Origin of the sequence: Streptomyces sp. ME19-01-6, assembly GCF_033793745.1 — a bacterium.
Lineage (GTDB): Bacteria > Actinomycetota > Actinomycetes > Streptomycetales > Streptomycetaceae > Streptomyces.
The window spans coordinates 524,105-549,706 of record NZ_JARAXF010000002.1 but is presented as its reverse complement, the minus strand read 5'-3'; the positions used below and the strand labels follow the sequence as shown (position 1 = coordinate 549,706).

Below are 25,602 nucleotides of genomic sequence, written 5' to 3'. Positions count from 1 at the left end.
AGCGGACCGCCGCCCGGTGGCCCACCGGCTCACCAACAGGAGAGCGTGACATGACCGTCACCTGGCCACGCTCACCCTGACCCTGACGCGCCGCTTCACCGCTCCCATGCCGGTGTGGCGCATCCCGTTGCTCGACGGCGGTGCCTACCTGCTGGTTCTGCTGCTGTGGGGCGGCCTCTCCGCATGGCGGGACGGAGCCGCCGTGCCGGTCGACGACGCGTTCGTCACGGCGAACTTCGCCCTGCTCGGCCCCGACGCGACGCACAATGTCCCCATGGTCACCCGGATCCAGGGGCCGGTGGACCGGGAGGCGCTGACAGCGGCGCTGGCCGACCTCACGGCACGGCACGAGGCCCTGCGCACGCTCTACGCCGAACGCGACGGTGTGCCCGTTCAGATCGTCATCCCCGCCGATCAGGCCCGGCCGCGGCCGCGGTTCACCGACAGCACAGCCGATCAGGCCGAGCACGCCATCGCCCGAGCCTGTGCCCATGCCATCGACCTGTCCACCGACCTTCCCCTGCACGCCGAACTCATCACCACCGGCCCACAGGACTCCACCCTCGTCCTGACCGTCCACCACATCGCCATCGACGCCTGGTCCATGAGCCCGCTGACCGCCGATCTGGCCCGTGCTTACGCCGCCCGCACGCGGGGTGAGGCTCCCGACTGGGAGCCACTGCCGGTCCAGTACGCGGACTACGCGCTCTGGTACGAGGACACGCTTGGGGACACCGCTGATCCGGCCGGTGTGCAGAGCCGCCAGCTCGACTACTGGCGGGCGGCCCTGGCCGGCCTGCCCGAGGAGCTGACGCTGCCGGCCGACCGGCCCCGCCCGGCCCGCGCCTCCCGCCGAGGCGGCCAGGTCGAACTGCCGATCGACCAGGCACTGGACCAGCGGCTGCGACAACTGGCCCGGACCCACCGGGTCACCCCCTTCATGGTGGCCCAGGCCGCCCTGGCCGCCCTCTTCACCCAACTGGGCGCCGGCACCGACATCCCGCTGGGCACCGTCGTCGCGGCACGCCCCGACCACACCCTGCACGACCTCGTCGGCTATTTCCTCAACACCCTGGTCCTGCGCACCGACACCAGCGGCGACCCCGCCTTCTCCGATCTGCTCGCCCGGGTCCGCGCGACCGATCTGGCCGCCTTCGAACACCAGCAGCTTCCCTTCGACCGCCTCGTGGAAGAACTCCAGCCGACTCGCTCCTCGTCACGCAATCCCCTCTTCCAGACGGCACTCGTCTGGACCGACGCCACCAGCGCCACCCTCGAGCTGCCCGGCCTTCGCTGCGAGCCCGGCCCGGCGCCCCTGGACGTCGCCAAGTTCGACCTCGAATTCGAGTTCAGCGAGCACCCCGGCTCCGGGCTCAGGCTCGGCGTCGGATACGCGGAGGACCTCTACGCCCCCGCGACCGCGCTCAGCCTGGGCCGGCGGCTGATCCAGCTGCTGGAGCAGGCAACGGCCGCCCCCGACGCCCGGCTCAGCGCCTTCCAGGTGCTCCTCCCCGACGAGCGGGCGCGGATCCTCGCCGAGTGGGGCCGTGGCACCGAGGTCGAGCAGGCGACCATCCCCGACCTGTTCCAGGAGCAGGTGCGGCAGCGACCGGGCGCCATCGCCGTCGAGAACGGCGACAAGGAGCTCACCTACGCCGAGCTGAGCGCGAGCGTCAACCGGCTGGCACGCCATCTGATCGAGCGCGGAGTAGGTCCCGAGGTCCCCGTCGCCGTGTCGGCGGAGCGCGGCCCCGACCTCCTGGTCGCCATGCTGGCAGTGCTCACCGCGGGCGGGGTGTACCTGCCGATCGACCCGGCGTATCCGTCGGCGCGCGTGGCCTTCATGCTGGCGGACACCACGGCCACGATGGCGCTGGTGGACGACCCCGGGCGCCTCGGCGGTGCGGACGTCGAAACCACCGTGCTGGGCGGCCTCGACCTGGCGGGCTTCCCCGCCACCGAGGTGAGCGACGACGACCGTCTCGGTCCGCTGCATATCGCCTGCACGGCGTACGTGATCTACACCTCCGGTTCCACGGGGGTGCCCAAGGGCGTCGCGGTCCCGCACACCGGGATCACCCGGCTGCTCAGCACCCACACATCTGCCTTGGGAGTCAGCCCTCAGAGCGTGGTGCTGCAACTGGCCTCGATCGGCTTCGACGCGTCCGTGTGGGAGATCGTCATGGCCCTGCTCACCGGTGCCAGGCTCCGGTTCAGCCGGCCCGAGGCACTCGCCGAGGCCGGGCACGGCAGTACGCCCGCTCACGGCGCGACGCACGTGCTGATCCCGCCGGCGCTGCTGTCCGCGCTGCCCTCGGCCGCCGTGCCGGCCGGAACGACGATCGTCACCGGGGCCGAGACGGTACCGCAGACGTTGGCCGACCTCTGGTCCGCCGACCACCCGTTGTTCAATCTCTACGGGCCGACCGAGGTCACCGTGGGATCCACCGGCACGTTCCTGGCCCCGGGCCACTCCGTCACCATCGGCGGCCCCTTCGCCGGCACCCAGGCATACGTCCTGGACGGTGTCCTGCGGCCGGTGCCGCCCGGAGTGGTCGGCGAGCTGTATCTCGCGGGCCCGGGCGTGACCCGGGGATACGTCGGCCGCGCGGGACTCACGGCCACCCGCTTCGTCGCGTGCCCGTTCGGCAGAGCGGGGGAGCGGATGTACCGGACCGGTGACCTGGTCCGCTGGACGGCCGACGGCAACCTGCTCTTCCTGGGCCGGACCGACGACCAGGTCAAGCTCCGCGGCTTCCGGATCGAGCCGGGGGAGATCGAAGCCACCCTGACGGCCCTGCCCGGAGTACGGCATGCCGTGGTGACACTGCGCGAGGACCGGCCCGGCGACAAACGACTCGTCGCCTACGTGACTTCGGACACCGGCGCCGCACTGGACACGGCCGCGCTCGTCGACCGGCTCGCCGAGCGCCTGCCCAAGTACATGGTGCCCTCGGCCTTCGTACAGCTCGCGGCACTGCCTCTGACCATCAACGCCAAGCTGGACCGTGCCGCGCTGCCCGCCCCCGCCCATACGGCCGCCTCGACGTCGCAACTCCCCCGAAGCGCCCGGGAAGAAGCCCTGTGCAAGCTCTTCGCCGACGTCCTGGGGGTACCCGGCGTCAGCCGGAACGACAGTTTCTTCGAGTTGGGCGGACACTCACTGCTCGCCATGCGCCTGGTCAACCGCGTCCGTGCGGAGTTTGGGACCGGCCTTGACCTGCAGACCCTCTTCGAGGCCCCCACAGTCGCCGAACTGACCCCTCACCTGGACAACGTACGACGCGCTCGCCCGGCACTCCGCCCCAGGGACAGATCCTGACCTTCCCCTGCGCGGGCGGCCGACGCGGTCCGCACGATGGTCGATCGGTGGCGGCCGCCGAGGACGGTCAGGCGCCGATCGGCGAGGACCCGTACGACCTGGTGCTGGAAGAACCGGTGTTCCGCGGCCCGCAGGGCGGCGCCTTGACGCGCCACAACTGCAGGAGGGTCTGGATGCCGGCCATTCAGGCCGCGGATATCGCTAGGAAGGGTCAAGACGTGGCTGAAACGCCAGAGCGCGCTCTCTTTCACACAGGAGGACTTCGATGGCTGCGGGCCGACGGTAGAGCGCGTGGGTGAAGGCAGAAGAGACCAGAACGCGCGAAGGGGCGGTGCACGAACCGATACGGTTGTGCACCGCCCCTTCGCACGCCGTGCTCATGAGGCCGCGATATTCCGCACAATGAGTTCCTCAACGCGCTCCAAACCGGCCTCCTTCGCATCGACCCGCTTCAGGTCTGATGGGTACCGCCGCTCAGGTCGTGTAGTAGAAGGCGTAGCCGTCCTTGGTCAGCTCACAGTTGAACGTGGTGATCGCGCCCTTCTGGGCCAGAGTGTTCCCCACGGTCAGGCACTTGCCCAGGCTGCTGTACACGGTCCCCTGGTACGGCAGGAGCGGGCTGGCCGAGGCCGTCCCGGCGCCGAACATGGACAGGCCCACGGCCGCTGCTATGGTGCCGACGACAAGCGTGGCCTTACGGGAAACGGGGTTCACTTTCTCTCCACTCTTTTCGGTGTCTGAGGTGAGGTATTCCGGAATTCTCGCGAGATCGCCCGTCGGGTGGAAACCCAAAGGCCGAAATTGCCCGACGAAGCCGTCACCATTTGAACGGATCACAGTCGAACACTCGGGGGAGTTGGAGATTAGCAGGACTGACTTGTCATTAGGTGACATAATCCATGCAACTCTGTTTGCCTGCCCGCCGAAGGGAAATGACAGTACGGCGGCGGCTGGGCCGGCCGCTCGGTTCGACCCGAGCCGCCCACGTCGCGGCGCTGTACGATCGGGTCGTTCGCATTGACCCGGAATTTGCCGTTCGCCCGGAAGTGCTCGGAGGCGCACCTGTGGCAACGGCGGAGAACGATTGGCAGGCAGGTGAGCACGACCGCCCAGTTTTTGGACACAGAATCACACCGGTACCAGTGAGAAGACCGCAGCGGAAAGGAGCACGGCGCACATGTGCGACGCGCGACGGATCAGCGCTTGGGGAGTCTCACTTGGTGTACACCGGTGCGCCCTTGACAGGGTGACTGTGGGCGATAGCACGGTAACGGCGCACGGGAGTGCGGTTCCACTGATCTTCGGGCGGGTGGACGGACTGCCTAGCCTCCCCGCTTGACCCACTCGCTGCTGCCCGGCTGGTAGTTGTATCCGGGGCGGCGGGCGCTGGTGCGGAACGAGGTGCCGTTGTTGTCGATGTGCACCGTGCCGTGGCGGTCGCCGCTGGACCAGTCCAGGGCGAGTTCCCAGCGGACATCGTGCGCGTTGGTTCGGGCGGTGACGTAGAAGACCTCCGGATCGGACTCGCTGACCTTGTAAGGGAAGTCGCGCTGGCCGTCCTTGAGGGTGACGTGGGGGTTGCCGTTGTCGAGGTCGATGTCGAACGACTCGTTCTTGACGGCGGCGCCGCCGCCGGGGCAGAGGACGCCCATCGAGTAGTCGTTCCAGGCGAGCGGGGCGCCCTTCGTGACGATGCGTACATGCAGCGCCTCCAGGACGACCGTGTCCTTCCCGGTGCCCTGTACGGAGAGGGCGACGCGCTGGTCCCCCGAGGGGACCGCGCCGTACGCGCGCGCCCAGCCGGGCGCGTCCTGCTCGACGGCGGGCGGGCCGACCTGTTCGGGCTCGCTGTCGACGAGAAAGTGCTGGTTGCACGGGTTTTTGTAGACGTAGGGCCGGGTGGTGACCTTGACGGGTACGGCCTCGGCGCGCTCGGTGGTGACCCCGCCGGTGTGCTCGGCGGACTTCGACGCCGAGGGTTTGCCGTTCTTCGCGGGCTGGGAGGGGGCAGAGGATCTTGAGGCGGGCGGGCTTGTGGCGTCCGCCGGGAGGGTGACGGAGGACACGGTGGTGTCCCCGGCGGGGGTCAGGTTGTCGTCCTCTCCGAAGAGCGGCAGATTCGCGATGAGCGCGGTTCCCACTGCGGAGACCGTGGCGACGGAGGCGATGAGCGCGATGCGGCGCCGACGTGCGGGGGCGGGCGGCACGGCGCCGCTGACGTTTGGTTCGTCACTCTTGCCTGGCTCGCGGGGTTCGCTGCCGGTGGATGCCGAGGCCATTCTCTCCGGTCCCGCCCCGCCCGGCCCCGTTCCCGCCGGCTCTGTTCCCTCCGGACCAGACCTCCTGCGTGCCCGCGCCGCATCCGCCAGAATCCACCTCCGGTGCAGCTCGACCTGCTCCTCGCGAGTCGCCCGGCACACCCGGGCGAGCCGCTCGATCGGCGCGTAGTCGGTCGGCACCGCACTGCCGATGCAGTAACGGTGCAGCGTCGACGTGCTCATGCCCAGCCGCTTGGCAAGTGCCCCGTAGCTCAGCCCCGAGCGTTCCTTGAGCCCCCGCAGCAGCTCCGCGAACGCTTCCGCGTCCTCGGTGGGCCGGGTCGCTCCCGTGGCCCCTATCGACCCTGGCACTGTTCCTCCCCATGTCCCCGGTGGTCTGCCGCGTCCCATTCCCGCATCCCAGGCTCCTTGAATCTCTCCTGGTCAAGGCCCGTTTTACCGTCCCAGCGTATCCAATTGTCTGTCCTTCGTAGCGGCTGGGATGGATCACCTCACACACTCCGGTCATCCAAGCACCCCCCACTGCACCACAGAAGGGCACCACCCACATGTCCAGAGTCCGGGACACCCGCACCCGCCTGCTGACCGCCACCGCGGCCGTCGCGGTCGCCGCTCTCTCCCTGACCGCGTGCAACGCCGGATCGGGCGAGTCCGACGAGGGCTCGCCGGCAGGTGGTTCCTCGACCGCATCGTCCTCCGGCTCGTCCTCCGCCAAGGGGGCGAAGTCCGGCGGCGTCGGTTCGGGGCAGGACGGGGCCGCGCCAGCGGGAAAGGGTTCGGCGGTGGGAGGGAACGGCAGGACCGGCACCGGCGACTCCGGCGCGAGTGGCAACAAGGCCATCGCCTGCGAAGGTTCCAACACCAAGACGGTCGCGGCTCCCGTGAACAAGCCCGTGAACCACATGCTGCTCACGGTCATCAACACCGGCAACGTCCCTTGCCACCTCTACGGTTACCCGGCCGCCCGGTTCGGCGAGGCCCAGTCGGTGCCGCCGGTCAACTGGGACTCCAAGCCGCAGGCCGTTGTCACGCTTGCCCCGGGCGAGCCCGGCTACGCCGCCGTGAACCTGTCGGCCACCGACGGCAGCGGCAAGAAAGGCCACACCGTGAAATCCCTCACCGTCGCCTTCCAGGACCGCACCGGAGAGGACACCTCCTCGGTCGCCCACCCGTCTCTGCCCGTCGAGGGCATCTACGTCGACGATTCCCTCTGCGTCACGTACTGGCAGCAGTCGATGGGCGACGCCCTCAGCTGGTAACACCACCGCCGGCCGCGCACCGCCGCGCATCGGCTCATGTGGTCACGTCATGCCGCTTACGGACAGAGAAGGAGAAGGGCTGATGAATACCATGGCGACGGAGAATCGCCCTGCGGGAGGGATGAGCGAGCGGCGGCGTACGCGGCTGCGGCTGGAGATCTCCCGGGAGGCGGCGCGCCTGTTCTGGAAGCAGGGCGTGGCCGCGACCAGCGGCGACCAGATCGCCGATGCGGTGGGGTTGTCCACACGCACCATCTGGCGGCACTTCCGCAGTAAGGAAGCGTGCGCGGAGCCGATCGTCATGCAGGGCGTCGTCACCTTGATGAGCGTGCTGCGCAACTGGCCGAAGGACAGTTCCCTCGAAGACCACCTTGCGGGGGAACTGGTCCGGCTCCAGTACGAGACGCGGCCGGTCGATCCGGCCGACGAGATGCTGGCGATGAAGATGATCCGGCTCGCCGACACCGAACCGGCGCTGCGCACCGCCTGGCTGATGGCCTGTGACGAGACCGAACAGCAGATGCGCGTGATCATCGGCGACCGGCTGGGGCGCCCGGCCGGTGATCTGGAGGTGCGGCTGCACGCCGCGGCCACCGCCGCGGTGGTGCGGGTGCTGGACGAGCAGATCGGCGTCGCCTTCCTTGCCGGCGCCGGCGGCGCCGGCGCCACGGAACTGATCGACGTGAAGGCCGCCGCCTGGCGGTTCGCCCACGCGATCCGCGCGGCCACCGGCGGGGCCGTCGGCGACCCCATCGCCTGACCACACGGTCGCCCAGGGGCGCGGCCAGTTGCTTCAGCCCGCCGGTTGCCGCGTGTCCGCCGGGAGGTCCTCCGGCAGCAGCAGCCGCAGGTCGTCCAGGCCCGGTGCGGCCATCGGGCCGATCCGCCGGGCCTGCCGCGTCATCATCGCCTCCAGGATCTGGCGGGCCGTACGGGCGTTGCCGAACGAGCGGTCGCGCGGCAGCCCGGCCACGTACTGGAGCAGCGCCTCGACCGTCTCGGGCGCGCAGTCGTAGCCGGAGGCCGTGGCGTGGCGGCTCATGATCTCGACCAGTTCGTCCGTGGAGTAGTGCTCGAAGTCCACGGTGCGGGAGAAGCGCGAGGCCAGGCCCGGGTTGGAGGCGAGGAAGCGGGCCATCTCCTCGGTGTAGCCCGCGGCGATGACGACGACCTCGTCGCGGTGGTCCTCCATGAGCTTCAGCAGCGTGTCGACGGCCTCGCGGCCGAAGTCGGAGCCGGCGCCCTCGGGGGTGAGGGTGTACGCCTCGTCGATGAACAGCACGCCGCCCAGGGCGCGTTCGAAGACCTCCTTGGTGAGCTGCGCGGTGTGGCCCACGTAGCGGCCGACCAGGTCGGCGCGGGCCACCTCCACCAGCTGGCCGGTGGTCAGCACGCCCAGGGAGAGCAGCAGGTCGGCGTAGAGCCGGGCCACGGTGGTCTTGCCGGTGCCGGGCGGGCCCGAGAAGACCAGGTGGTGGCTGATTTTCGGGGTGGGCAGGCCGGCGGCCTGCCGCTGCCTGGTGGCCGACAGCAGGTTGACCAGGTCGGTGACCTCGTGCTTGACGGCCTGCAGGCCGATCATGGCGTCGAGGTCGGCGAGCAGTTCCTCGGAGCTGCGGCCGCCGTCCGCGCCCGCCGCGGCCGCCGACGCGTCCGCGATGTCCTCGGGCAGCAGCAGGGAGAGGTCGGCCTCGGCGGGGTTGGCCATGGAGCCGAGCCGGAACGCCTGCCGGTCGATCATCTCCTCGAAGACCTGGCGGGCCGCGCGGCCGTTGCCGAACGTGGCGTCGCGCGGCATCCGCTCGTAGTGCCGGGCGAGAGCGTCCAGGGTGCTCGGGGCCAGCTCGTAGCGGTGCGCCGCGCACATGCTCTCGGTGATGGTCACCAGCTCCTCCACCGAGTAGTTGGCGAAGTCGATGGTGCGGGTGAAGCGGGAGGCCATGCCCGGGTTGGAGGCGAGGAACGAGCCCATCTCGTCGGTGTATCCGGCGGCGATGACGACGACCTCGTCGCGGTGGTCCTCCATCAGCTTCAGCAGCGTGTCGATGGCCTCCTTGCCGAAGTCGGCACCGGAGCCCTTGCCGTCGGACAGCAGCGTGTACGCCTCGTCGATGAACAGCACGCCGTCGAGCGCCTCGTTGAACGCCTCGGTGGTCTTGATGGCCGTACCGCCGATGACCTGGGCGACCAGATCGGCGCGGGAGACCTCCACCAGATGCCCGGAGCGCAGCACGCCGAGTTCGGCGAGGATGCCGCCGTAGAGCCGGGCCACGGTGGTCTTGCCGGTTCCGGGCGGGCCGGAGAAGACCAGATGGCGGCTCATCGGCGGGACGGGCATGCCGAGGCTGGCCCGGCGCTGCGCGAGCTGGTTGAGGTTGACCAGAGTGCGCACCTGATGCTTGACGTCGGCGAGGCCGATCAGCGACTCCAGCTCCGCCAGCGGGCCTTCGGGTTTCTTCTCGCCGGGGCGGGCGGCGGCCTTGCCCTCCTGGGCCAGGTCCCCGGCGGTTTCGCCCCAGGCGTCGGGGGTGACGTTCCCGCTGCTGTTCAGGCCCTGGACGGTGAGGCGCTCGGTCGCGCGGGTCTGCTTCAGGCCCGCGCCGCGGTTGTCGCGTACGGCGCAGTCGGTGAGGGTGACCTGCTCGGAGCTGTCGACGCGGATGCCGTCGCCGACGCAGCCGCTGATCTGGCAGGCGTCGAGCGTGGCCCGGCCGCCGTTGGCGACGAGCACGCCGTGCGCCCCGGACTCGGTCACCTGGGTGCGGGTGGCGGAGAGTTCGGCGCCGCTCTCCACGTGGAGCCCCGCGGCGGTGCCCGCGTGGATCTGGCAGTCCCGCACGGTGGAGCGGCCGCCTATGCCGATCCAGACGGCGGCCTGGACCGTCGAGCGCAGCACGGTGCCAGTGATCTCGGGGGCGCCGCCGTTGACCGCGCGGATGCCCGCCCCTTGGGGGCGCTCGACCGTACAGTCCTCCAGGCGCCCGCGGCCGTCCTCGATGACCTCCACGCCGTGGCCGCCGGGCGTGAGGAGGCGGGCGTTGCGCAGCAGGGGGTTGGCCCCGGTGCGTATGGAGACCGCGACGCCGGCCGCGTCCACCACCTCCAGGCGGTCGAACTCGGCCGAGGCGTCCTCGGACAGCAGGACGGCCGCAGTCGCGTCGGCACAGTCGCGCACCATGGTGTCGGAGAGCAGCGGGGCGCTGGAGCCGACGACGCGAATCGCGGAGGAGGCCGCGGCGTCGAACGCGCAGTCCTGGAACGTGCCCCGGGAACGCTCGGTGACCGCGAGGCCGTTGCCCTTGGTACGCGCGGTACCGCAGCGCAGCAGCTCCGGGTCGGCGCCCTGGGCGAGCACGATGCCGGGTCCTGTGGTGTCGCTGACGATGACCTCTTCCAGCACCGGCCGGGCGGCGCTGGTGATGTAGACGCCGACGGAGGTGTCGTGCACGTGGGTGCGCGCCACGTGCGTGGCGCACCGGCCCTCCAGGGCGATGGCGGGTTTCTCGGTGCCGGAGATGTCGCAGCCCTCGACCCGACCCTGTGCCTCGCCGCCTGCGAGCAGGCCGTTTCCCTTGGCGTCGCGCATCCGGCAGCCGCGCACGGTGGTGCGGGCCTGCTCGCTGAGGACGACGGCGGAGGTGCCCAGGTGCTCGATCAGGCAGTCGTCGATGACGCTGCCGGTGGGGGCGGTGTCCACGACGCCCGCGCCCTTGGGGTTGGAGACCCGGCAGCCGCGCATGGCCAGTGAGCCGTTCTCGCGGGCGAGGAGCGCCGTCCAGCCGGAGCCGACGACGGTGCAGCCGTCCATGGCGACCTGGCCGCGCGGCGCGTCCACCACCGGCAGGTCCTCGCTGCCGCCGCGCAGCGTCAGGTCGGTGAGCATCACGGCGTCCGCGACGAGCACCACGGCGGTGCCGCGCGGCGGGCAGATCTCCACGCTGCCGCGGTCGCCGTCGGCGACGATGGTGAGCCGGGTCCTGACGGTGAGGTTCTCGCGGTAGCGGCCGGGCTTGACGCGGATGACCGCTCCCGTACGCGCCTTCGCCAGGGCCTCGCCGATCGTCCGGAAGTTCTCCGTCTGGTCCGGGCCGACCGTGAGCAACTGCCGTGACACGCAGGGACCTCCTTGTTGTGGTGCCTGGGCCGACTTCCCGGCCAGACAGAACGAGCTATCCAGGTAAACCGAACTATCAAGTTGAACAACTTTATATGGGTAAATCGACCACCTTGCGGTAAGTCGTCCCCGGGCCACGTAGCATGCGAGCCATGCGACGTGCTCTTTCTCACCGTCATCCGGTGGCGCGGGCGGTCGCCGCCGCCGCGCTGGCCACCACTCCACTCGCCACCGCGGTCACCCCCGCAGCCGCGGACCCGGGCTCGGGCTCGGTGGAACTGCCCGCCGTCGCCTCCGCGCTGGCGTCCGACGACCCGTGCGCGAAGGCGTCCGGCAAGAAGGCCGAGGACGCCACCTGGTCCCGGTCCACGCTCGGCCTCGGCCGGGCCTGGGAGCTGTCCCAGGGCGCCGGGGTGACCGTCGCCGTGGTCGACTCCGGCGTCGGTACCGACATCCCGGCGCTGTCCGGCCGGGTCACCGCAGTCGGCGACGCGGGCGAGGACTGCGTGGGCCACGGCAGTTTCGCCGCGGGCCTGATCGCGGCGGCGCCCGGCAAGGGTGTGGGTGTGGCCGGAGTTGCGCCCAAGGCGCGGATCCTGGCGGTGCGCGGGACGCAGACGCGCGGCGAGACCACCGCCGCGACCCTCGCGGCGGGCATCCGCGCCGCGGCCGCCGAGGGCGCCGACGTCATCTACGTCGGGCGGGTGCTGGCGACGGGGAAGGCCGAGCTGACCAAGGCCGTGGCGTACGCGGCCGAGCACGACGCGCTGGTGGTCGCGCCGGTCGGCCCGGACTTCCTCCCCAGGGACCGGAACACGGGCCAGACGGTCGAGCCCGCGCCCTGGTACTGGCCCGCGGCCGCGCCCGGCGTGCTCTCGGTCATCGACTACGGCCCGGACGGCAAGCGCCCCGACAGCGCGCCTGCGCTGGACGGCGCGGACCTGGCGGCGCCGGGTGACGCGGTGGTCAGCGTCGGGCCCAAGGGCTCGGGCCACTACATCGGTTCGGGCTCCTCGCTCGCCGCGGCGCATGTCGCGGGCGCGGCGGCGCTGGTGCGGGCCCGGTACCCGGAGATGTCCGCGGCCGAGGTCGCACGGCAGCTCACAGTGGCCGCGTATCCGTCGGACACGCCACGGGTGGACCCGTACGCGGCGGTGAGCTCGCTGCTCACCGACAAGCAGGGCGCCACCCCGAAGCCGGCGGCCGCGCATGTCCCTGCGGCCGCCTCCCCCCAGCCGCGCCATCGCGCCCTGATCATCGCGGGCGCGGGCGGCGGTCTGCTGCTGCTGGTGGCGGCGGGGGCCGTGGTGATCCCCCGAGGCCGGGCCCGGCGCTGGCGCCCGGGAGGCGCGCGGGACCAGGAGGCCATGGTGCCCGCAGTGCCCACGGAGCCCGCGGAGACCGGGGGTTCCTGAGGACCGCTCCGCGACGGCCGGTTCCGGTTGGGGGGTTGCGCGGGAACCGGACGTCCGTATGCTTCCCCACAACATCGCCCGTAGGCGGTGATGTTGTGACATTTGGTGACACCAATGGGAAGCAGGCGAAACATGCTGAAGAAGAAGTGGCGCTCTCGTGCCGTCGCCGGTCTCGCGCTCGGTGCCGCTGTGGTAGCCATCCCGCTGACCGCGGGCTCCGCTTCCGCCGACAGCGCCAGCCCCAGGTGGCGCTACTACGCCAGCTACACCTCGGAGGTGAGGTGCCAGACGGCCGGGAACACACTGGCCCAGCAGGGCAAGATCACCGCTTTCCAGTGCAACGCGAGGATTGTCAACGGTGCACGGCATGCCCAGCTGTTCGTGCGCTAGCTGACCCCGCTCAGCGGAGGTCCGCTCCTTCACGAAGCGCCGGTGTCCCCCGGACCCCCGTCCGGGGGACACCGGCGCTTCTTCGCCCGTGTGCCCGCGCCGGGCGTCCTGCGGCGCCAGGTGACGTGGTGTCATCTGGTGACCGCCGGGTCCGTGCGGCCCCTGTGCCCGTTCCTCCGGAATTCCAGACCGTTTCGGGCGGGCCCTCGCTCGCATTCGGTCAGCCTCCGCGGTAATCCCGGCAGCCGCCCCGCCCGTATATTCCGGGCGGGTGGCCGCGACCTTGCGGAAAGGTGAACAACCCCGGGGGGAGCGGGCCGTTTTCCCGCATCCGCGCGTCATGTGGCCGGCCCGTCGTCCACGAGCGCCGTCTGCATCTGCGTCGTTTTGTGACGGGCGATGCGCGTGGCCCGCCCCGCCGCCAGCACCCGGCCCTTGATGTTGCCGAAGAGGTAGCCCTCCGCCGGCGGGCAGGACAGCAGCAGACCGGGCGTGTTGACCTCCAGCATCCGCCGCAGTAGGCGGTCGTTCAGGCCGCGCGAGGCGCCCGCCGCGGCGCGGGCCACGACCAGGTGCAGCCCGACCTCGTAGCCGAGCGCGAGGTGTGGCAGCAGCGGCTCGAACGGCGCGTTCATCGAGTCGCCGCCCACCATGTCGTAGTCGTCGACCAGGATGAACAGCCGCGGGCCCGTCCACCAGTCGCACAGCTTCATCCGGCCCGGCGCGATGTCCGGGCCCGGCACCCGCTCCTTGACCGCCGGGGCCGCCCCGCCGATCATGTCGCGCAGCGCGTCGACGGAGACCGCGTGGCCGAGGCGGTACTCGTCGGGGATGGCCTCCACCAGGGTGCGGCGGTAGTCCACGACCATGATCCGCGCCTCGGCGGGCGTATACCGTTCCATGATCGCCTTGGCCGTCAGCCGCAGCATGTTGGTCTTGCCGCTCTCGGTGTCGCCGACGACGACCATGTGCGGGGTCTCGCTGAAGTCGTGCCACACCGTGGACAGTTCGCTCTCCTCCAGGCCGATCGGCATCCGCAGGTCGCCCTCGGGCGGCGGGAGCTGGGAGACCGGCAGCTTGGTCGGCAACATCCGCACCTGCGGGGCCCGCGGTCCCGGCCAGCTCTCCTTGACCGCCGCGACCAGGCCGGCGACCCCGTCCGCGAGGTCCTCCGCGCTCTCCACGCCGTCGATGCGGGGCAGCGCGGAGAGGTAGTGCAGCATGCCGTCCCGGGTCAGACCGCGGCCGGGCAGCCGCGGCACGGTGGCCGCGCGGCGGCTGTTGATCTCGGAGTCCATCGAGTCGCCCATTCGCAGCTCCAGATGGGTGCCGGCCTGGTCGCGCACGCCCGCGGACAACTCCACCCAACGGGCGGTGGTGACGATCAGGTGGATGCCGTAGTTGAGGCCGCGGGCGGCCATCGAGTTGAACGTCTGGATGTGCTGGTCGAAGTCCTGCCGCACCGTCGACCAGCCGTCGATGACCAGGAACACGTCCCCGTAGGGCTGGTCCGCGAACTCCCCGGCGGCCCGGCGGCGCCGGAAGGTGGCCATGGAGTCGATGCCGTGGTCGAGGAAGTACCGCTCGCGCGCGGCCAGCAGCGAGTTGACCTCCGCGATCGTCCGGCCCACCCGCTCCGTGTCCAGCCGCGCCGCCACCCCGGCCGTGTGCGGCAGCTGCGCCAGGCCCGCCAGCGCGCCGCCGCCGAAGTCCAGGCAGAAGAACGACACCTCGCGCGGGGAGTGGGTGAGCGCGAGCGCGGTGAGGATGGTGCGTACCAGGGTGGACTTGCCGCTCTGCGGACCGCCCGCGATGGCCACGTGCCCGCCGACGCCCGACAGGTCGATCGTCAGCAGGTCCCGCAGCTGCTCGAAGGGCTTGTCCACGATGCCGATCGGGACGGTCAGCCGCCCCCGCCCCGGCCAGCCGACGGTGGTCAGCCCCAGGTCGGGGTCGGGGGTGAGCGGCGGCAGCACCTGGTCGAGGGTCGCGGGCAGGTCCAGCGGCGGCAGCCACACCTGGTGGGCGGGCGGCCCGGCGGTGAGCAGCCGCTCCACCGCGACGGACAGCAGCGTGTCCCCCGTCTCCTCCAACTCCTCCTCGGGCTCCGGCTCGGGCAGGTCGGGCACCTGGCGCGGCACCACATAACCGGAGGTCCACGGCATGGTCTGGCTGGCCACCCGGGCCTGGTTCGCGCCGGCCCGCCGCTCCTGGTACGGGCCGGAGACGTACGCCGCGCGGAACCGGGTCAGCGCCTCCACACCGGACTTCAGATAGCCGCTGCCGGGCCGCGGCGGCAGCTGGTAGGCGTCGGGCACGCCGAGCACGCCGCGGCTCTCCATGGCGGAGAACGTGCGCAGCCCGACGCGGTACGACAGGTGGCTCTCCAGCTGGTGCATCCGGCCCTCGTCGAGCCGCTGCGAGGCGAGCAGCAGATGTACGCCCAGGCTCCGCCCGAGACGCCCGATCATCACGAACAGGTCCATGAACTCGCGGTGCGCGGCGAGCAGTTCGCTGAACTCGTCAACGACGATGAACAGGCTGGGCAGCGGCGTCAGCGGGGTGCCGGACGCCCGTGCCTTCTCGTAGTCCAGCGCGGAGGTGTAGTTGCCCGCCGCCCGCAGCAGCTCCTGCCGCCGCATCAGCTCGCCGTGCAGCGCGTCCTGCATCCGGGAGACCAGCGCCGCCTCGCCCGCCAGGTTGGTGATCACCGCCGAGGTGTGCGGCAGCTCGTCCAGGCCGAGGAAGGTCGCGCCGCCCTTGAAGTCGACCAGGACGAAGTTGAGCGTTTCGGAGGAGTTGGTCAGCGCGAGCGCCAGCACCAGGGTGCGCAGCAGCTCGCTCTTGCCGGAGCCGGTGGCGCCGATCAGCATGCCGTGCGGCCCCGTACCGCCCTGGGCGGACTCCTTGATGTCCAGCTCCAGCGGGGTGCCGTCGGCGCACACCGCGATCGGCACCCGCAGCCGGGCGGAGCCGGTGTTGCGCTGCCACAGGGTGGCCGGGTCGTGCCGGCGCAGGTCGCTGATCCCCAGCAGGGTGGTCAACTCCACGTTCGACGCCAGCGGTTCGGCGACCTCGCTGCCCATACCCATCCGGTACGGGGCGATCCGCTTGGCCAGCGCGGTGGCGCCCCTCGGTCCGAACCGGTCGGGGCGGCCGAGCCGGGTGGGCTGCTCCTTGCGCTCCCGGTCGGTACGGACCAGCGTGAAGTCCTGCCCGGACACCTCGAAGCGGAGTGTGACCCGGCCGGGCCGCCAGGTCAGCGCGCCGCTCAGGTCCAGCACGACGGCGTTGCGGAAGCCCGGCCCGTCCAGCCGGTGCCCGCCGGGGACGCTGCCGCCGTCCACCACGATCACGGTGAACGGCTCCTCGCGCCCGGCCGTCGCGTCCGGGTCGAAGCCCGGCCGCTCCATGAACTCGGCGCCGAGCAGGTCCTCCAGCTCGTTGAAGGCCGAGACACACATGCGGGCCGGGCCCGCGCCGTCGCTCTCCTGGGGGTGGAGACTGTGCGGCAGCCACTTCGTCCATTCCCAGTCCGCCCGCCGCTCGTCGGACACGCACAGCGCCACCCACACGTCGTCGGGGGCGTGGAAGGTCACCAACTGGGCGATCACGGCGCGGGCGACGGAACGTATCCGCTCCTCGTCGCCGCGGAACAGCACCCGCGCCCAGGACCGCAGGTAGATGGCGATGGGCTGGTCGGGCACGGTGGAGTACGCCCGGATGAAGCTGCGCAGGGCGTGCGCGGCCAGCGGCTCCAGGTCCTCCACCGGCGTGGTGGCCTTCGGCGTCAGCCGCAGGCCGAGCTTCTGCTCGCCGACGGCCACCCGGACCTCGCCGAAGTCCTCGTCCTGCGGGCGGCGTTCCCACAGCCGGGTGGTGCCCGCCAGCGCCCACAGGGCCGCGGGCTCCGGGTGTCGCCAGGCCAGCGCCTTCTTCTGGTCGGCGACCGCGGTGCGCACCTTGCGCCGGATCTGTGTGAGATAGCGCAGGTAGTCGCGGCGCTCGCCCTTGAGACGCTGCTTGCGCTCACTGATCTTGCGCATCATCTGGCCGAGCATCATGGCGGCGGAGGCCAGCACCATCATGCCGACGGCCAGGTACATGAAGTGGCTTCCGGACGCCCGGCTCATGCCCGGCCGCATGAACATCAGCATCATCGACACCGACATCAGCGCCATGGGCAGATACGTCCACACGGCGGAGCTGTCGGGCACCTCCTCGGGCAGCGTGGGCGGCTCCTGGAGGTTCAGCTCGCCCTCGGGCATGTCCGGGCCGCGGCGGCGGGCCGGCCTGCGGAACAGGACCACACTCAACGAACGGTCTCCTTACGGGCGGTGCGCGGACGAAACCATGGCCTATTGAAATGCAGGTCCAGCCTTTTTCGCCACCACGAGAGCTTACGCCCGGAGTTTCAGTGTCATTTCTTCAATGAACTCCAGTGTCATTCTGTCATTTAGTGACACGCTGTCCTTCGGTCTCTTTACTTGTGTACCCCATGGAAGGTGTGTACTTTGCCGAAAGGTAAGTGCATTGCCCAGGTGTGCGGACGGAATCATGGCCTATTGAAATGCAGGTCCAGCCCGTTTTGCCGCCGAGAGAGCTTCCGGCCGGAGTTTCAGTGTCATTCTGTCATTTCGCGACACGATGTCCTTCGGTGGAATACCCCGGAGGAGCGTGAGCCAGCCAGATGACTGACACCCAGGTTGCCGGCCTGTGCCGCCTGACCGTCCGCGCGCCCGCCAAGAGCGTCGATCTGGCGGTGCCCTCCGACGTCCCCGTGGCCGATTTGCTGCCCGCCGTCCTCGGCTACGGCGGCGAGGACCTCGGCGAGACCGGCATCGACCACGGCGGCTGGGTGCTGCAGCGCCTCGGCGCCGGGCCGATGGACGAGGAGCGCACCCTCGACTCCTACGATCTGTCCGACGGCGAGACGCTCTACCTCCGGCCGCGCACCGAGGCGCTGCCCGAGGCCCACCTCGACGACCTCGTGGCCGGCATCTCCGACACCATGCGGTCCCGCCCCTACGGTTGGACCCCCGAGGCGAGCCGACGGCTGCTGCTCGGCCTCGCGGTGACCGTGCTCACCGCCGGGCTGGTGGTGCTCGCCCTGCCCGGCGGCTCCGTAGGGGTGCGCGCCCTGTGCGCCGCGGTGACCGGACTGCTGCTGGTCGCGGGCGCGGGGTCGGCGAGCCGCGCGGTCGGCGACGCCGGAGCGGGCGCCACGCTCGGTTTCATGGCCGCGCCCTACCTGGCGTTCGCCGGATGGCTGCTGCCCGGCGGCGACCTCACCGGGGCGCACGCCAACGAGGTGGTGGGCTCACGGCTGTTGGCGTCCTGCGTGGCGGGCGCGGGCGGCGCGATCGTCGTCCTCGCCGCGGTGGCCGCGTACGCCGCGCTCTTCCTCGGCACCGGTGTGGTCGCGGCGTTCGGCGCGATCACCGGGACCCTCATGATCACCGCGGACCTGGCGCCGCACCATGTCGCCGGGATCATCGCCCTGGCGGCGGTGGTGCTCGGCGCGTTCGTCCCCTCGCTGTCCTTCCGGATGTCGGGGCTGAAGGTGCCACCGCTGCCGACCAACGCCCAGCAGCTCCAGGAGGGCATCGAACCGCACCCGACCGCGGCGGTCGCCGGCCGCACGGCGCTCGCGGACGGCTGGATGAGTTCGCTGTACGGGGCGGTCGGCGCCACCTGCGCCGCCTGCCTCGGGGCGCTCGCCTGGTACGCCAACCTCCCCTCGGTGCTCACGGTGGTGGCGCTGTCGCTGCTGCTGATGCTGCACGCGCGGGGGCTGGGCAACACCTGGCAGCGGCTCTCGCTGACCCTCCCCGGCGTGGGCGGGCTGCTGCTGCTGATCCTCGTCGGCGCGGAGTCGTACGCACCGGACCGCCGGCCGCTGGTGGTCGCCGGACTGCTCGGTCTCACGGCGGTCATCGCCATCGTCTCCTGGACGGTACCGGGGCGGCGCCTCGTCCCGTACTGGGGACGGGCGGCCGAGATCCTGCACTACCTGATGGCGCTCAGCCTGCTGCCCCTGGTCCTGTGGGCGCTCGGCGTCTACAGCGCCCTGCGCGGGCTGATGGCGTGAGCGAGACGGACCGAGACGGAAGGGAGTGACCGGTGCAGACGAAGCGGGATCAGGTCCAGGCGCACATGTTCGTCATGGGGCGGCTGACGTCCGCCATGCTGCGCGCGGATCCCGACGCCCCGGAGAGCCCGCAGGGCAGGACCAACCGGGCCGTGACCATCAGCGTCCTCATCGGGATCCTGCTCTGCGCCGGATCGTTCGTCTTCGGCCTGCTCAAGCCCGGCACGAAGAGTTCCTGGCGGGACCCGGGCACGCTGGTCATCAACAAGGAGACCGGTACCCGCTACCTGTACCTGGGCGGACGGCTGCGCCCGGTACGCAACCACACCTCGGCGCGGCTGCTCGCGGGTGACCAGATGAAGGTCATGACCATCGGGAGCAAGTCGCTGCGCGGCACCCCGCACGGCGCGCCGGTCGGCATCAGCGGCGCCCCCGACGAGCCGCCGGGCAACGACAACCTGACCGGCGACCCGTGGCAGGTGTGCTCCGGCAACACCAGCGGAGCGACCGGCACCACGGTGGCCGTGGGCGCCAAGGCCGACGGCGCGGGGCTGAAGTCCGGGCAGGGGCTGCTGGTGAGCGGGCCCGACAAGGACGACTACCTGGTGTGGCAGGGCCGCAGGCTGCGGCTCGACCAGAAGGCCAACGCTGCCGAGGCGCTCGGCTACGGCTCCACCAAGCCGGTGCCGGTTTCGGCCGCGTTCCTCAACTCCCTGCCCGCCGGCCCGGATCTGGCCCCGCCGGCCGTGCCGGGCCGCGGCGGGCAGGGGCCGGAACTGGGCGGGCTCCGGACCCGGGTCGGCCAGGTCTTCAAGGTCGCCGCGCCGGGTGGCACCGCTCGCTACTACCTGCTGCGCAAGGAGGGTCTTGCCCCGCTGACCGCCACCGGCGCGGCGTTGGTCCTCGGTGATCCGGACACCCGGCAGAAGGCGTACGCGGGCGGGGCGGTATCGCCCGCGAGCCTGGGCGCCGACGCGCTGAGCGGCCATCTGGCCCCGGACACGCCGGAGGTGGAGACGGGGAAGCGGCAGCCGGCGACCCCGCCGGAGCCGGTGGACCTCGGTGCCGGACAGACACCGTGTGTCGGGTTGGAGTCCGGGAGCGACGGCACCCGGGTGAGCGTGGCCCTGATCCGCGACGTGGATCTCGGCCCGACCACGCAGGCTCCGCCGGAGGGGCTGGTCCCGGCGTGTGTGACGGTCAACCGGATCACGGTGCGGCCGGGCGGAGGCGCACTGGTGCATGTGCTGGGCGCGGGCGGCGGCGAGGTCGGCAACACGCTTTATCTGGTGACGGACACCGGAATGAAATACCGGCTGCCCACCGCCGATTCCCTGAAGGCGCTGGGATACAGCGAGGGCGAGGCACAAGCACTTCCGTCCTCACTGCTGGCCATGCTGCCAACCGGCCCGGATTTGACTCCACAGGCGGCGAGCATGGGGCGGAGTAAATCCACGGCGCCGCAGTGTGAGACGGAGAACTGACCGGCCGCCAGTGCACCGTGCCTGGTGGCGAACAACAGCCGAAGGGATATCTCATGCCAGGACTGACGAGGTCAGAAGAGGGCGCAACCCGCAACGGAATCTCTGCCACGGAAGAGGCGTTCGGCAACATCCAGGTCTGCCGCCAGGACGTCGAGAACACGAAGCTCAACGTGGGCGGTGCCTACGGAGGCAGCGACGGTAAGCAGTACCAGGACCTGTTGCAGCAGTGGGACGACCAGGCCGAGGTCATCTCGAAGAACCTCATGGACGTCATCGACACGCTGAACGAGACGCTCCGGTCGAACAACCTGACGCAGGGTTCGCAGAAGGACGCCGTCGACCAGGAGTACACCCAGGCGAAGTCGATTTTCGACGCGCTGCACGGCTGAGCTGAACCCCGGTAACGGACACCCGGTTCCGTTCCGTCCCGCATCCCCTGTATCCCCTCGCACTGAAAAGAGGTACGTGCTGTGCCAATGGACTTCTCCGACGGGCACATCTACGTCGACTTCAAGGGCACCGACAACGCAGCTGAGGACATGCGTCTGCAGACTCAGAACATCGAGAAGATTCTCAACCAGCTCGAAACGGAGCTGCAGAAGTTCATCAGCAGCTGGGAAGGTGAAGACCAGGAGGTCTACGTCCGTAAGCAGGCGGCGTGGCACCGGGCCGTCGAGAAAATGAAGGAGCTCCTCAGGAGCCACGCTGGACTGCTCGACGACATCGGCGACAACTACCGGACCAACCAGCGCAACCTCACGTCCAGTTGGGAAAACGTGAAGATCGGCCGCTGAGGCCGGGTGCGGTACGGGCGACTGCCTGCGCGTTGCCACACGTGGGCGGTCGCCCGTTTCGGCACAGGACATCCGCGGAGAGCAACGGCGGACGAGAAGGGGTAGTGAGATGGCCGAACCGATCCAGCTGGACAAGGCGTGGATGGAGCACTTCATCAACGTCGATGTGCATGACTTCCAGGCGGAGCTGAAGAAGATCCTCAAGGACAAGGGGGATATTCCCGCGCTGGGCAGCCTCAAGTCGGAGAATCCGCATGACTGGAAGGGCGCGGACATCCCCTCGGGGACGAAGCTTCCCCTCACGATCGGCGCCATGACCGAAGAGGAGGAGCTGACCAACGGGTCGCACATACACAAGACCCTGAAGCAACTCATCGACCAGATCCTAGGGATGATCGAGGATCAGCAGAAGCTCTTCGACGACATCGAAGACAATCTGCGGGAAACCATGGATACGCTGCTGAAGACGCAGGGTGACAACCTGGGCAAGATCGACGGCGAGAAGATCCTCGACCCCCTTGAAGACGTGGACGACGACCTGGCCTCCGAAGGGTCCGGCTCCGGCGGGGGCGATGGAAAGGACGACAAGAAATGACGGTGAAGAACCATGGCGCCGAGTGAGCCGTAGTCGTCCCGGCTGAGCACCGCAGTACCCCACACCCCCTCGTTTCTCCCGCCCGATGGAGGCGCCGCCGTGCCGTTTTCCAACGCCAGTGATTATTGGCAGAAGGCGATCTATTTCTTCACCGGTTACGATGCGCCACACATCGACAAGTTGTTCTCCGAGTGGGTGGGCAACGATGACATCCCGCTGATGAAGGTGGAAATCACCAAGCAGAAGCACGTCACCTACGTCGATGCGGATGACCTTCAGTGGAGGGTCGATAACGCGGGTCGCAACGTGACCAACACGGACTTCGTGATCCCCTTCTACAAGACGGGGAACGAGGAGGAGTCCGGCGAAGAGGCCTCGGGAGACACGATCACCTATTACAAGGCCCGATTCACGCTCTTGGGTAACCACAACGGCAAGGACAGGCCCTCCGGCGGTGTGTACGAGGGGGGTGAGCACAAGGCCAGGTACGACAACGACTTCAAGAAGTCGGACGAAGGGACCACGTGGGACACCGGCCCGCATACGCAGTACTCCTATGGAACGGGCCGGGCCCTTGAGGCCGTGCTCGACAACGAGGGTGGTACGCGTGGGTTCGAGTGGAACGGAATCGACGTGCCCGCAGAACGTGTCGTCGATCTCGCGTCATTCGGCAGGGCGGCGGACGCCTTCGACCGCGTCGCCCAGTTCTACGTCGACCGCCAGGCGGAACTGGCGGAATGGCACAAGCGGGTCGGGATGCAGGAGAACAAGGCGTGGAAGGGCACGGCGGCCGGCGTCTTCTGGGATCTCATCCACAAGCTGAACAAGCGGTACGAGGACTACGCCGAGGACCTGCGCAACGGTGCGATGTTTTCCGTACCGGGCGATGCCATCCGGATCGCAGGTGACGAGTTCCGGAAAGCGGCCCGGAAACTCCAGCAGGAGTGGGCCGCCTGGGAAGCAAGGGACGGTAACCCGCTGAGCTTCCTCTCCGACCTGCTGTCGGAGATCGTGGACCACGTATGGGACACCAACATCTCGAACATCACGTACAAAGTGCATACCGTTGCCAGGGGCGGAACGAGAACCACCTATCACGCCACCGAACATTTCCGCCAGGATGCCATCGACAAAAAGGGTCACAACTATGGACCGCTGAGCAGTTTGGAGACCTGGAAGGCGGTCGGCGCGGCGGCGATCGAGCGGTGGAAGGACTCCGTCAAGGAAAACCTGATCGACAACGCCGACATCGCGCTCAAGACGGTGCACGACGCGTGGAGCCCCTCGGTCTTCGACGTCGGCACCGTCAAGACGTCGAGCGGCGACAGCCTGTCCCAGGATTACGAGAAGGACAAGGCCGACAAGGAGAAGGAGGAAGCGGAGGAGAAGGAGGAGAAGTATCGGAAGGAGCAGGAGGAGAAGGAGGAGAAGTACCGGAAGGAGCAGGAAGAGAAGGAGAAGAAGGCCAAGGCGGAGGCGGACGCGTATCGGAAGGAGCAGGAGGAGAAGGAGGAGAAGTACCGGAAGGAGCAGGAAGACAAGGAGAAGAAGGCTGAGGCCGAGGCTGACCGGAAGGAGAAGGACCAGGAGAAGAAGCAGGCCGAGGCCGAGGCCAAGCAGGAGAAGTACCTGAAGGAACAGGAGGCCAAGCAGGCCGCGGCGAAGGAGGAGCAGGGACAGAAGGAGAAGGAGGCGGAGCAGGAGCAGGCGGCGAAGGAGAAGGAGCAGGAGCAGAAGCAGGCCCAGGCGGAGAAGGAACAGGAACAGAAGCAGAAGGAGCAGGAAGCCAAGCAGGAACAGAAGGAGCAGGAGGCCAAGCAGGAGCAGGAGCAGGCGAAGAAGGAGGCCGAGGCCAAGCAGGCGGAGCAGGAGAAGAAGCAGGAACAGGCGGAGAAGGAGCAGGAGCAGAAGCAGGCCGAGGCTGAGAAGGAGCAGGAGCAGGCGAAGAAGGAGGCCGAGGCCAAGCAGGCGGAGCAGGAGAAGAAGCAGGAGGAGTACCAGCGACAGCAACAGCAGTTCCAACTTGGCCAAGTGGCTCAGCAGAAGGCCGAGCAGGATCGGGCGAAGAAGAAGCAGGAGCAGGAGCAGCAGGAGCAGGAGCAGAAGCAGGCCCAGGCGGAGAAGGAACAGGAACAGAAGCAGGAACAGGCGGAGAAGGAGCAGGAGCAGAAGCAGGCCGAGGCTGAGAAGGAGCAGGAGCAGGCGAAGAAGGAGGCCGAGGCCAAGCAGGCGGAGCAGGAGAAGAAGCAGGAACAGGAGCAGAGGGAGGCCAAGCAGGAGCAGAAGGAGAAGGAGGCCGAGGCCAAGCAAGCGGAACAGGAGCAGAAGCAGGAGCAGTACCAGAAGGAGCAGGAGCAGAAGCAGGCCCAGGCTGAGAAGGAGCAGGAGCAGAAGGAGAAGGAGGCGGAGCAGGAGCAGGAGCAGGCGAAGAAGGAGGCCGAGGCCAAGCAGGCAGAGCAGGAGAAGAAGCAGGAACAGGAGCAGAGGGAGGCCGAGAAAGAGCAGGAGCAGGCGAAGAAGGAGGCCGAGTCCGACCAGAGGGAGCAGCGGAAGAAGCAGGAGGAGTACCAGCAGCGGCAACAGCAGTACCAGGAGGAGCAGCAGCAGCGGCAGGAGCAGCAACAGGAGGAGCAGCAGAAGAAGCAGGAGGAGTACCAGCAGCGGCAGCAGGAATACCAGGACAAGCAGTACCAGCAGCAGGAACAACAGCAGCAACGGCAGTACCAGCAGGAGCAGCAGCGGTACCAGCAGGAACAGCAGCAGTATCAGCAGCAGCAGGAGCACAACCAGCAGCAGCAAGAGCAGTACCAGAAGCAGCAGGATCAGGCGCTCAACCGCATTGGCGGCGCGCTGAACGGCGATAACTTGCCGCCGTTGTCGCACGACCCGATCACGGGGCCGGTGAACGGCGATGACTCACTGCACAACCCCGGTGGGAGCGAGTCGCACATCGACTCCCACGGCCGGGTGGTCACGCAGTACCCGGACGGCCACACCACCACGATCGATCCCGACACCCAGACTTCCAGCATCACCACGCCGGACGGCCACACGCGCTCCGGCCCGCTCAATGTCGATAACGTCCTCAACAACCCCGACGGCAGCAGTTCGCACATCGATCCGCAGGGGCAGATCGTCACGGAGTACCCGGACGGCAGCACGTCCACGATCGATCCGCACACCGGCGCCACCTCGATCACCGACCCGGACGGCAAGTCGATCACGGGGCACCTGAACGGAAGCGGCAACTCACTCCCGGACTTCCAGCACCAGACCCCCGGATTCAACTTCGGCAATATCGGAGGCAACGGCGGGGGCGGCAACTCCCATTCGCTGTACGACCCGTCCTCGTACGAGGAGGAGTTGTGGGACAAGGACCCGTACCAGTCGCCCGGTGAACAGAACGGCAACGGCAACGGCAACAACCAGGCGGCGGCCAACCTCGGCAACCAGAACCAGCCCGGGGCGCCGGGGGGCGGCGGCATGCCCCTCAACCCCGGAACGATGCCCGGACGCGGTGGTGGTGGCGCCGGCGGTGGCGAGGGCGGCCCCACCGAGCGGGTCCGCAACGTGATCGACAGCGACGACGTGGTCAGCAACCGCCGGGCGGCGCCCAGGCCCGGCCGGCCCGGCGGCGGACTCCTCGACGAGCGAGAGAACGTGATCACCAGTGGCGGCACCCCGTTCATGCCGCCGATGGGCGGCGCGGGCGGAGCCGGGGCGCCCGGCCAGGTGGCGACCCAGACCGACGACCGCGAGCGCGAGTCGTGGGTGCCGGAGGACGAGGACGTGTGGGGCAGCGACGAGGGCGGCTCGCCGGCCGTGATCGGCCGATGAGCCCCCGCCGCGCCGTCGTTCC

General features: G+C 69.6%; 15 protein-coding genes. 11 read left to right on the top strand and 4 right to left on the bottom strand.

Annotated features, from left to right (window positions below):
* The first annotated feature begins 106 nt into the window (after positions 1-106).
* Entirely contained in the window at positions 107-3,322 is a 3,216-nt protein-coding gene (locus PV419_RS05970) for an amino acid adenylation domain-containing protein (protein ID WP_319686604.1), read from the top strand.
* Positions 3,323-3,796: 474 nt separating this feature from the next.
* On the opposite strand, the gene PV419_RS05965 is transcribed toward PV419_RS05970, so the two are convergent.
* Complete coding sequence (locus PV419_RS05965; protein ID WP_319686603.1) at positions 3,797-4,036, bottom strand: hypothetical protein; 240 nt, start codon at positions 4,034-4,036, stop codon at positions 3,797-3,799.
* A gap of 608 nt (positions 4,037-4,644) precedes the next feature.
* Positions 4,645-5,991, bottom strand: a complete 1,347-nt coding sequence (locus tag PV419_RS05960; RefSeq protein WP_415925233.1) for a helix-turn-helix domain-containing protein — start codon at positions 5,989-5,991, stop codon at positions 4,645-4,647.
* Between the two features lie 158 nt (positions 5,992-6,149).
* Between PV419_RS05960 and PV419_RS05955 the strand changes: the two genes are divergently transcribed.
* Positions 6,150-6,860, top strand: a complete 711-nt coding sequence (locus PV419_RS05955; protein WP_319686601.1) for a DUF4232 domain-containing protein — start codon at positions 6,150-6,152, stop codon at positions 6,858-6,860.
* Between the two features lie 82 nt (positions 6,861-6,942).
* The gene (locus PV419_RS05950) at positions 6,943-7,620 is read left to right on the top strand and encodes a helix-turn-helix domain-containing protein (protein ID WP_319686600.1); all 678 of its coding nucleotides are present in this window, start codon (positions 6,943-6,945) and stop codon (positions 7,618-7,620) included.
* A 33-nt stretch (positions 7,621-7,653) separates the two neighbouring features.
* Here the strand turns inward: PV419_RS05950 and PV419_RS05945 are convergent, their stop codons facing one another.
* The gene (locus PV419_RS05945; protein ID WP_319686599.1) at positions 7,654-10,974 is read right to left on the bottom strand and encodes a right-handed parallel beta-helix repeat-containing protein; all 3,321 of its coding nucleotides are present in this window, start codon (positions 10,972-10,974) and stop codon (positions 7,654-7,656) included.
* Between the two features lie 152 nt (positions 10,975-11,126).
* Here PV419_RS05945 and PV419_RS05940 point away from each other — a divergent pair, with 152 nt between their 5' ends.
* Complete coding sequence (locus PV419_RS05940) at positions 11,127-12,389, top strand: S8 family serine peptidase (protein ID WP_415925232.1); 1,263 nt, start codon at positions 11,127-11,129, stop codon at positions 12,387-12,389.
* Positions 12,390-12,521: 132 nt separating this feature from the next.
* Positions 12,522-12,779, top strand: a complete 258-nt coding sequence (locus PV419_RS05935; protein ID WP_319686596.1) for a hypothetical protein — start codon at positions 12,522-12,524, stop codon at positions 12,777-12,779.
* Positions 12,780-13,117: 338 nt separating this feature from the next.
* Here PV419_RS05935 and eccCa read toward each other — a convergent pair whose 3' ends face one another.
* A complete protein-coding gene (eccCa, locus tag PV419_RS05930) occupies positions 13,118-17,089 on the bottom strand; it encodes a type VII secretion protein EccCa (RefSeq protein ID WP_319686743.1) in 3,972 nt (1,323 codons plus the stop codon).
* Positions 17,090-17,469: 380 nt separating this feature from the next.
* Here eccCa and eccD point away from each other — a divergent pair, with 380 nt between their 5' ends.
* From eccD to PV419_RS05900, 6 genes are all read left to right on the top strand, one after another.
* Positions 17,470-18,870 carry a type VII secretion integral membrane protein EccD gene (gene eccD, locus PV419_RS05925; protein WP_319686595.1) on the top strand — a complete coding sequence of 467 codons (1,401 nt, stop codon included), beginning with the start codon at positions 17,470-17,472 and terminating at the stop codon, positions 18,868-18,870.
* 32 nt (positions 18,871-18,902) lie between these two features.
* Positions 18,903-20,354: a type VII secretion protein EccB gene (eccB, locus tag PV419_RS05920; protein ID WP_319686594.1), complete on the top strand. Its 1,452-nt coding sequence runs from the start codon at positions 18,903-18,905 to the stop codon at positions 20,352-20,354.
* A gap of 53 nt (positions 20,355-20,407) precedes the next feature.
* Complete coding sequence (locus PV419_RS05915) at positions 20,408-20,743, top strand: hypothetical protein (RefSeq protein ID WP_319686593.1); 336 nt, start codon at positions 20,408-20,410, stop codon at positions 20,741-20,743.
* Positions 20,744-20,830: 87 nt separating this feature from the next.
* Complete coding sequence (locus PV419_RS05910; protein ID WP_319686592.1) at positions 20,831-21,148, top strand: WXG100 family type VII secretion target; 318 nt, start codon at positions 20,831-20,833, stop codon at positions 21,146-21,148.
* Positions 21,149-21,257: 109 nt separating this feature from the next.
* The gene (locus tag PV419_RS05905) at positions 21,258-21,743 is read left to right on the top strand and encodes a type VII secretion system-associated protein (RefSeq protein WP_319686591.1); all 486 of its coding nucleotides are present in this window, start codon (positions 21,258-21,260) and stop codon (positions 21,741-21,743) included.
* A 99-nt stretch (positions 21,744-21,842) separates the two neighbouring features.
* Positions 21,843-25,580 carry an AAWKG family protein gene (locus PV419_RS05900; protein ID WP_319686590.1) on the top strand — a complete coding sequence of 1,246 codons (3,738 nt, stop codon included), beginning with the start codon at positions 21,843-21,845 and terminating at the stop codon, positions 25,578-25,580.
* Positions 25,581-25,602: the final 22 nt, after the last annotated feature.

What these genes read in the sequence shown, in the direction of transcription:
- PV419_RS05970 (WP_319686604.1), top strand. Translation starts at nt 107, where the DNA reads ATGCCGGTGTGGCGCATCCCGTTGCTCGACGGCGGTGCCTACCTGCTG.
- PV419_RS05960 (WP_415925233.1), bottom strand. Translation starts at nt 5,991, where the DNA reads ATGGGACGCGGCAGACCACCGGGGACATGGGGAGGAACAGTGCCAGGG.
- PV419_RS05955 (WP_319686601.1), top strand. Translation starts at nt 6,150, where the DNA reads ATGTCCAGAGTCCGGGACACCCGCACCCGCCTGCTGACCGCCACCGCG.
- PV419_RS05950 (WP_319686600.1), top strand. Translation starts at nt 6,943, where the DNA reads ATGAATACCATGGCGACGGAGAATCGCCCTGCGGGAGGGATGAGCGAG.
- PV419_RS05940 (WP_415925232.1), top strand. Translation starts at nt 11,127, where the DNA reads ATGCGACGTGCTCTTTCTCACCGTCATCCGGTGGCGCGGGCGGTCGCC.
- PV419_RS05935 (WP_319686596.1), top strand. Translation starts at nt 12,522, where the DNA reads ATGCTGAAGAAGAAGTGGCGCTCTCGTGCCGTCGCCGGTCTCGCGCTC.
- eccD (WP_319686595.1), top strand. Translation starts at nt 17,470, where the DNA reads ATGACTGACACCCAGGTTGCCGGCCTGTGCCGCCTGACCGTCCGCGCG.
- PV419_RS05915 (WP_319686593.1), top strand. Translation starts at nt 20,408, where the DNA reads ATGCCAGGACTGACGAGGTCAGAAGAGGGCGCAACCCGCAACGGAATC.
- PV419_RS05910 (WP_319686592.1), top strand. Translation starts at nt 20,831, where the DNA reads ATGGACTTCTCCGACGGGCACATCTACGTCGACTTCAAGGGCACCGAC.
- PV419_RS05905 (WP_319686591.1), top strand. Translation starts at nt 21,258, where the DNA reads ATGGCCGAACCGATCCAGCTGGACAAGGCGTGGATGGAGCACTTCATC.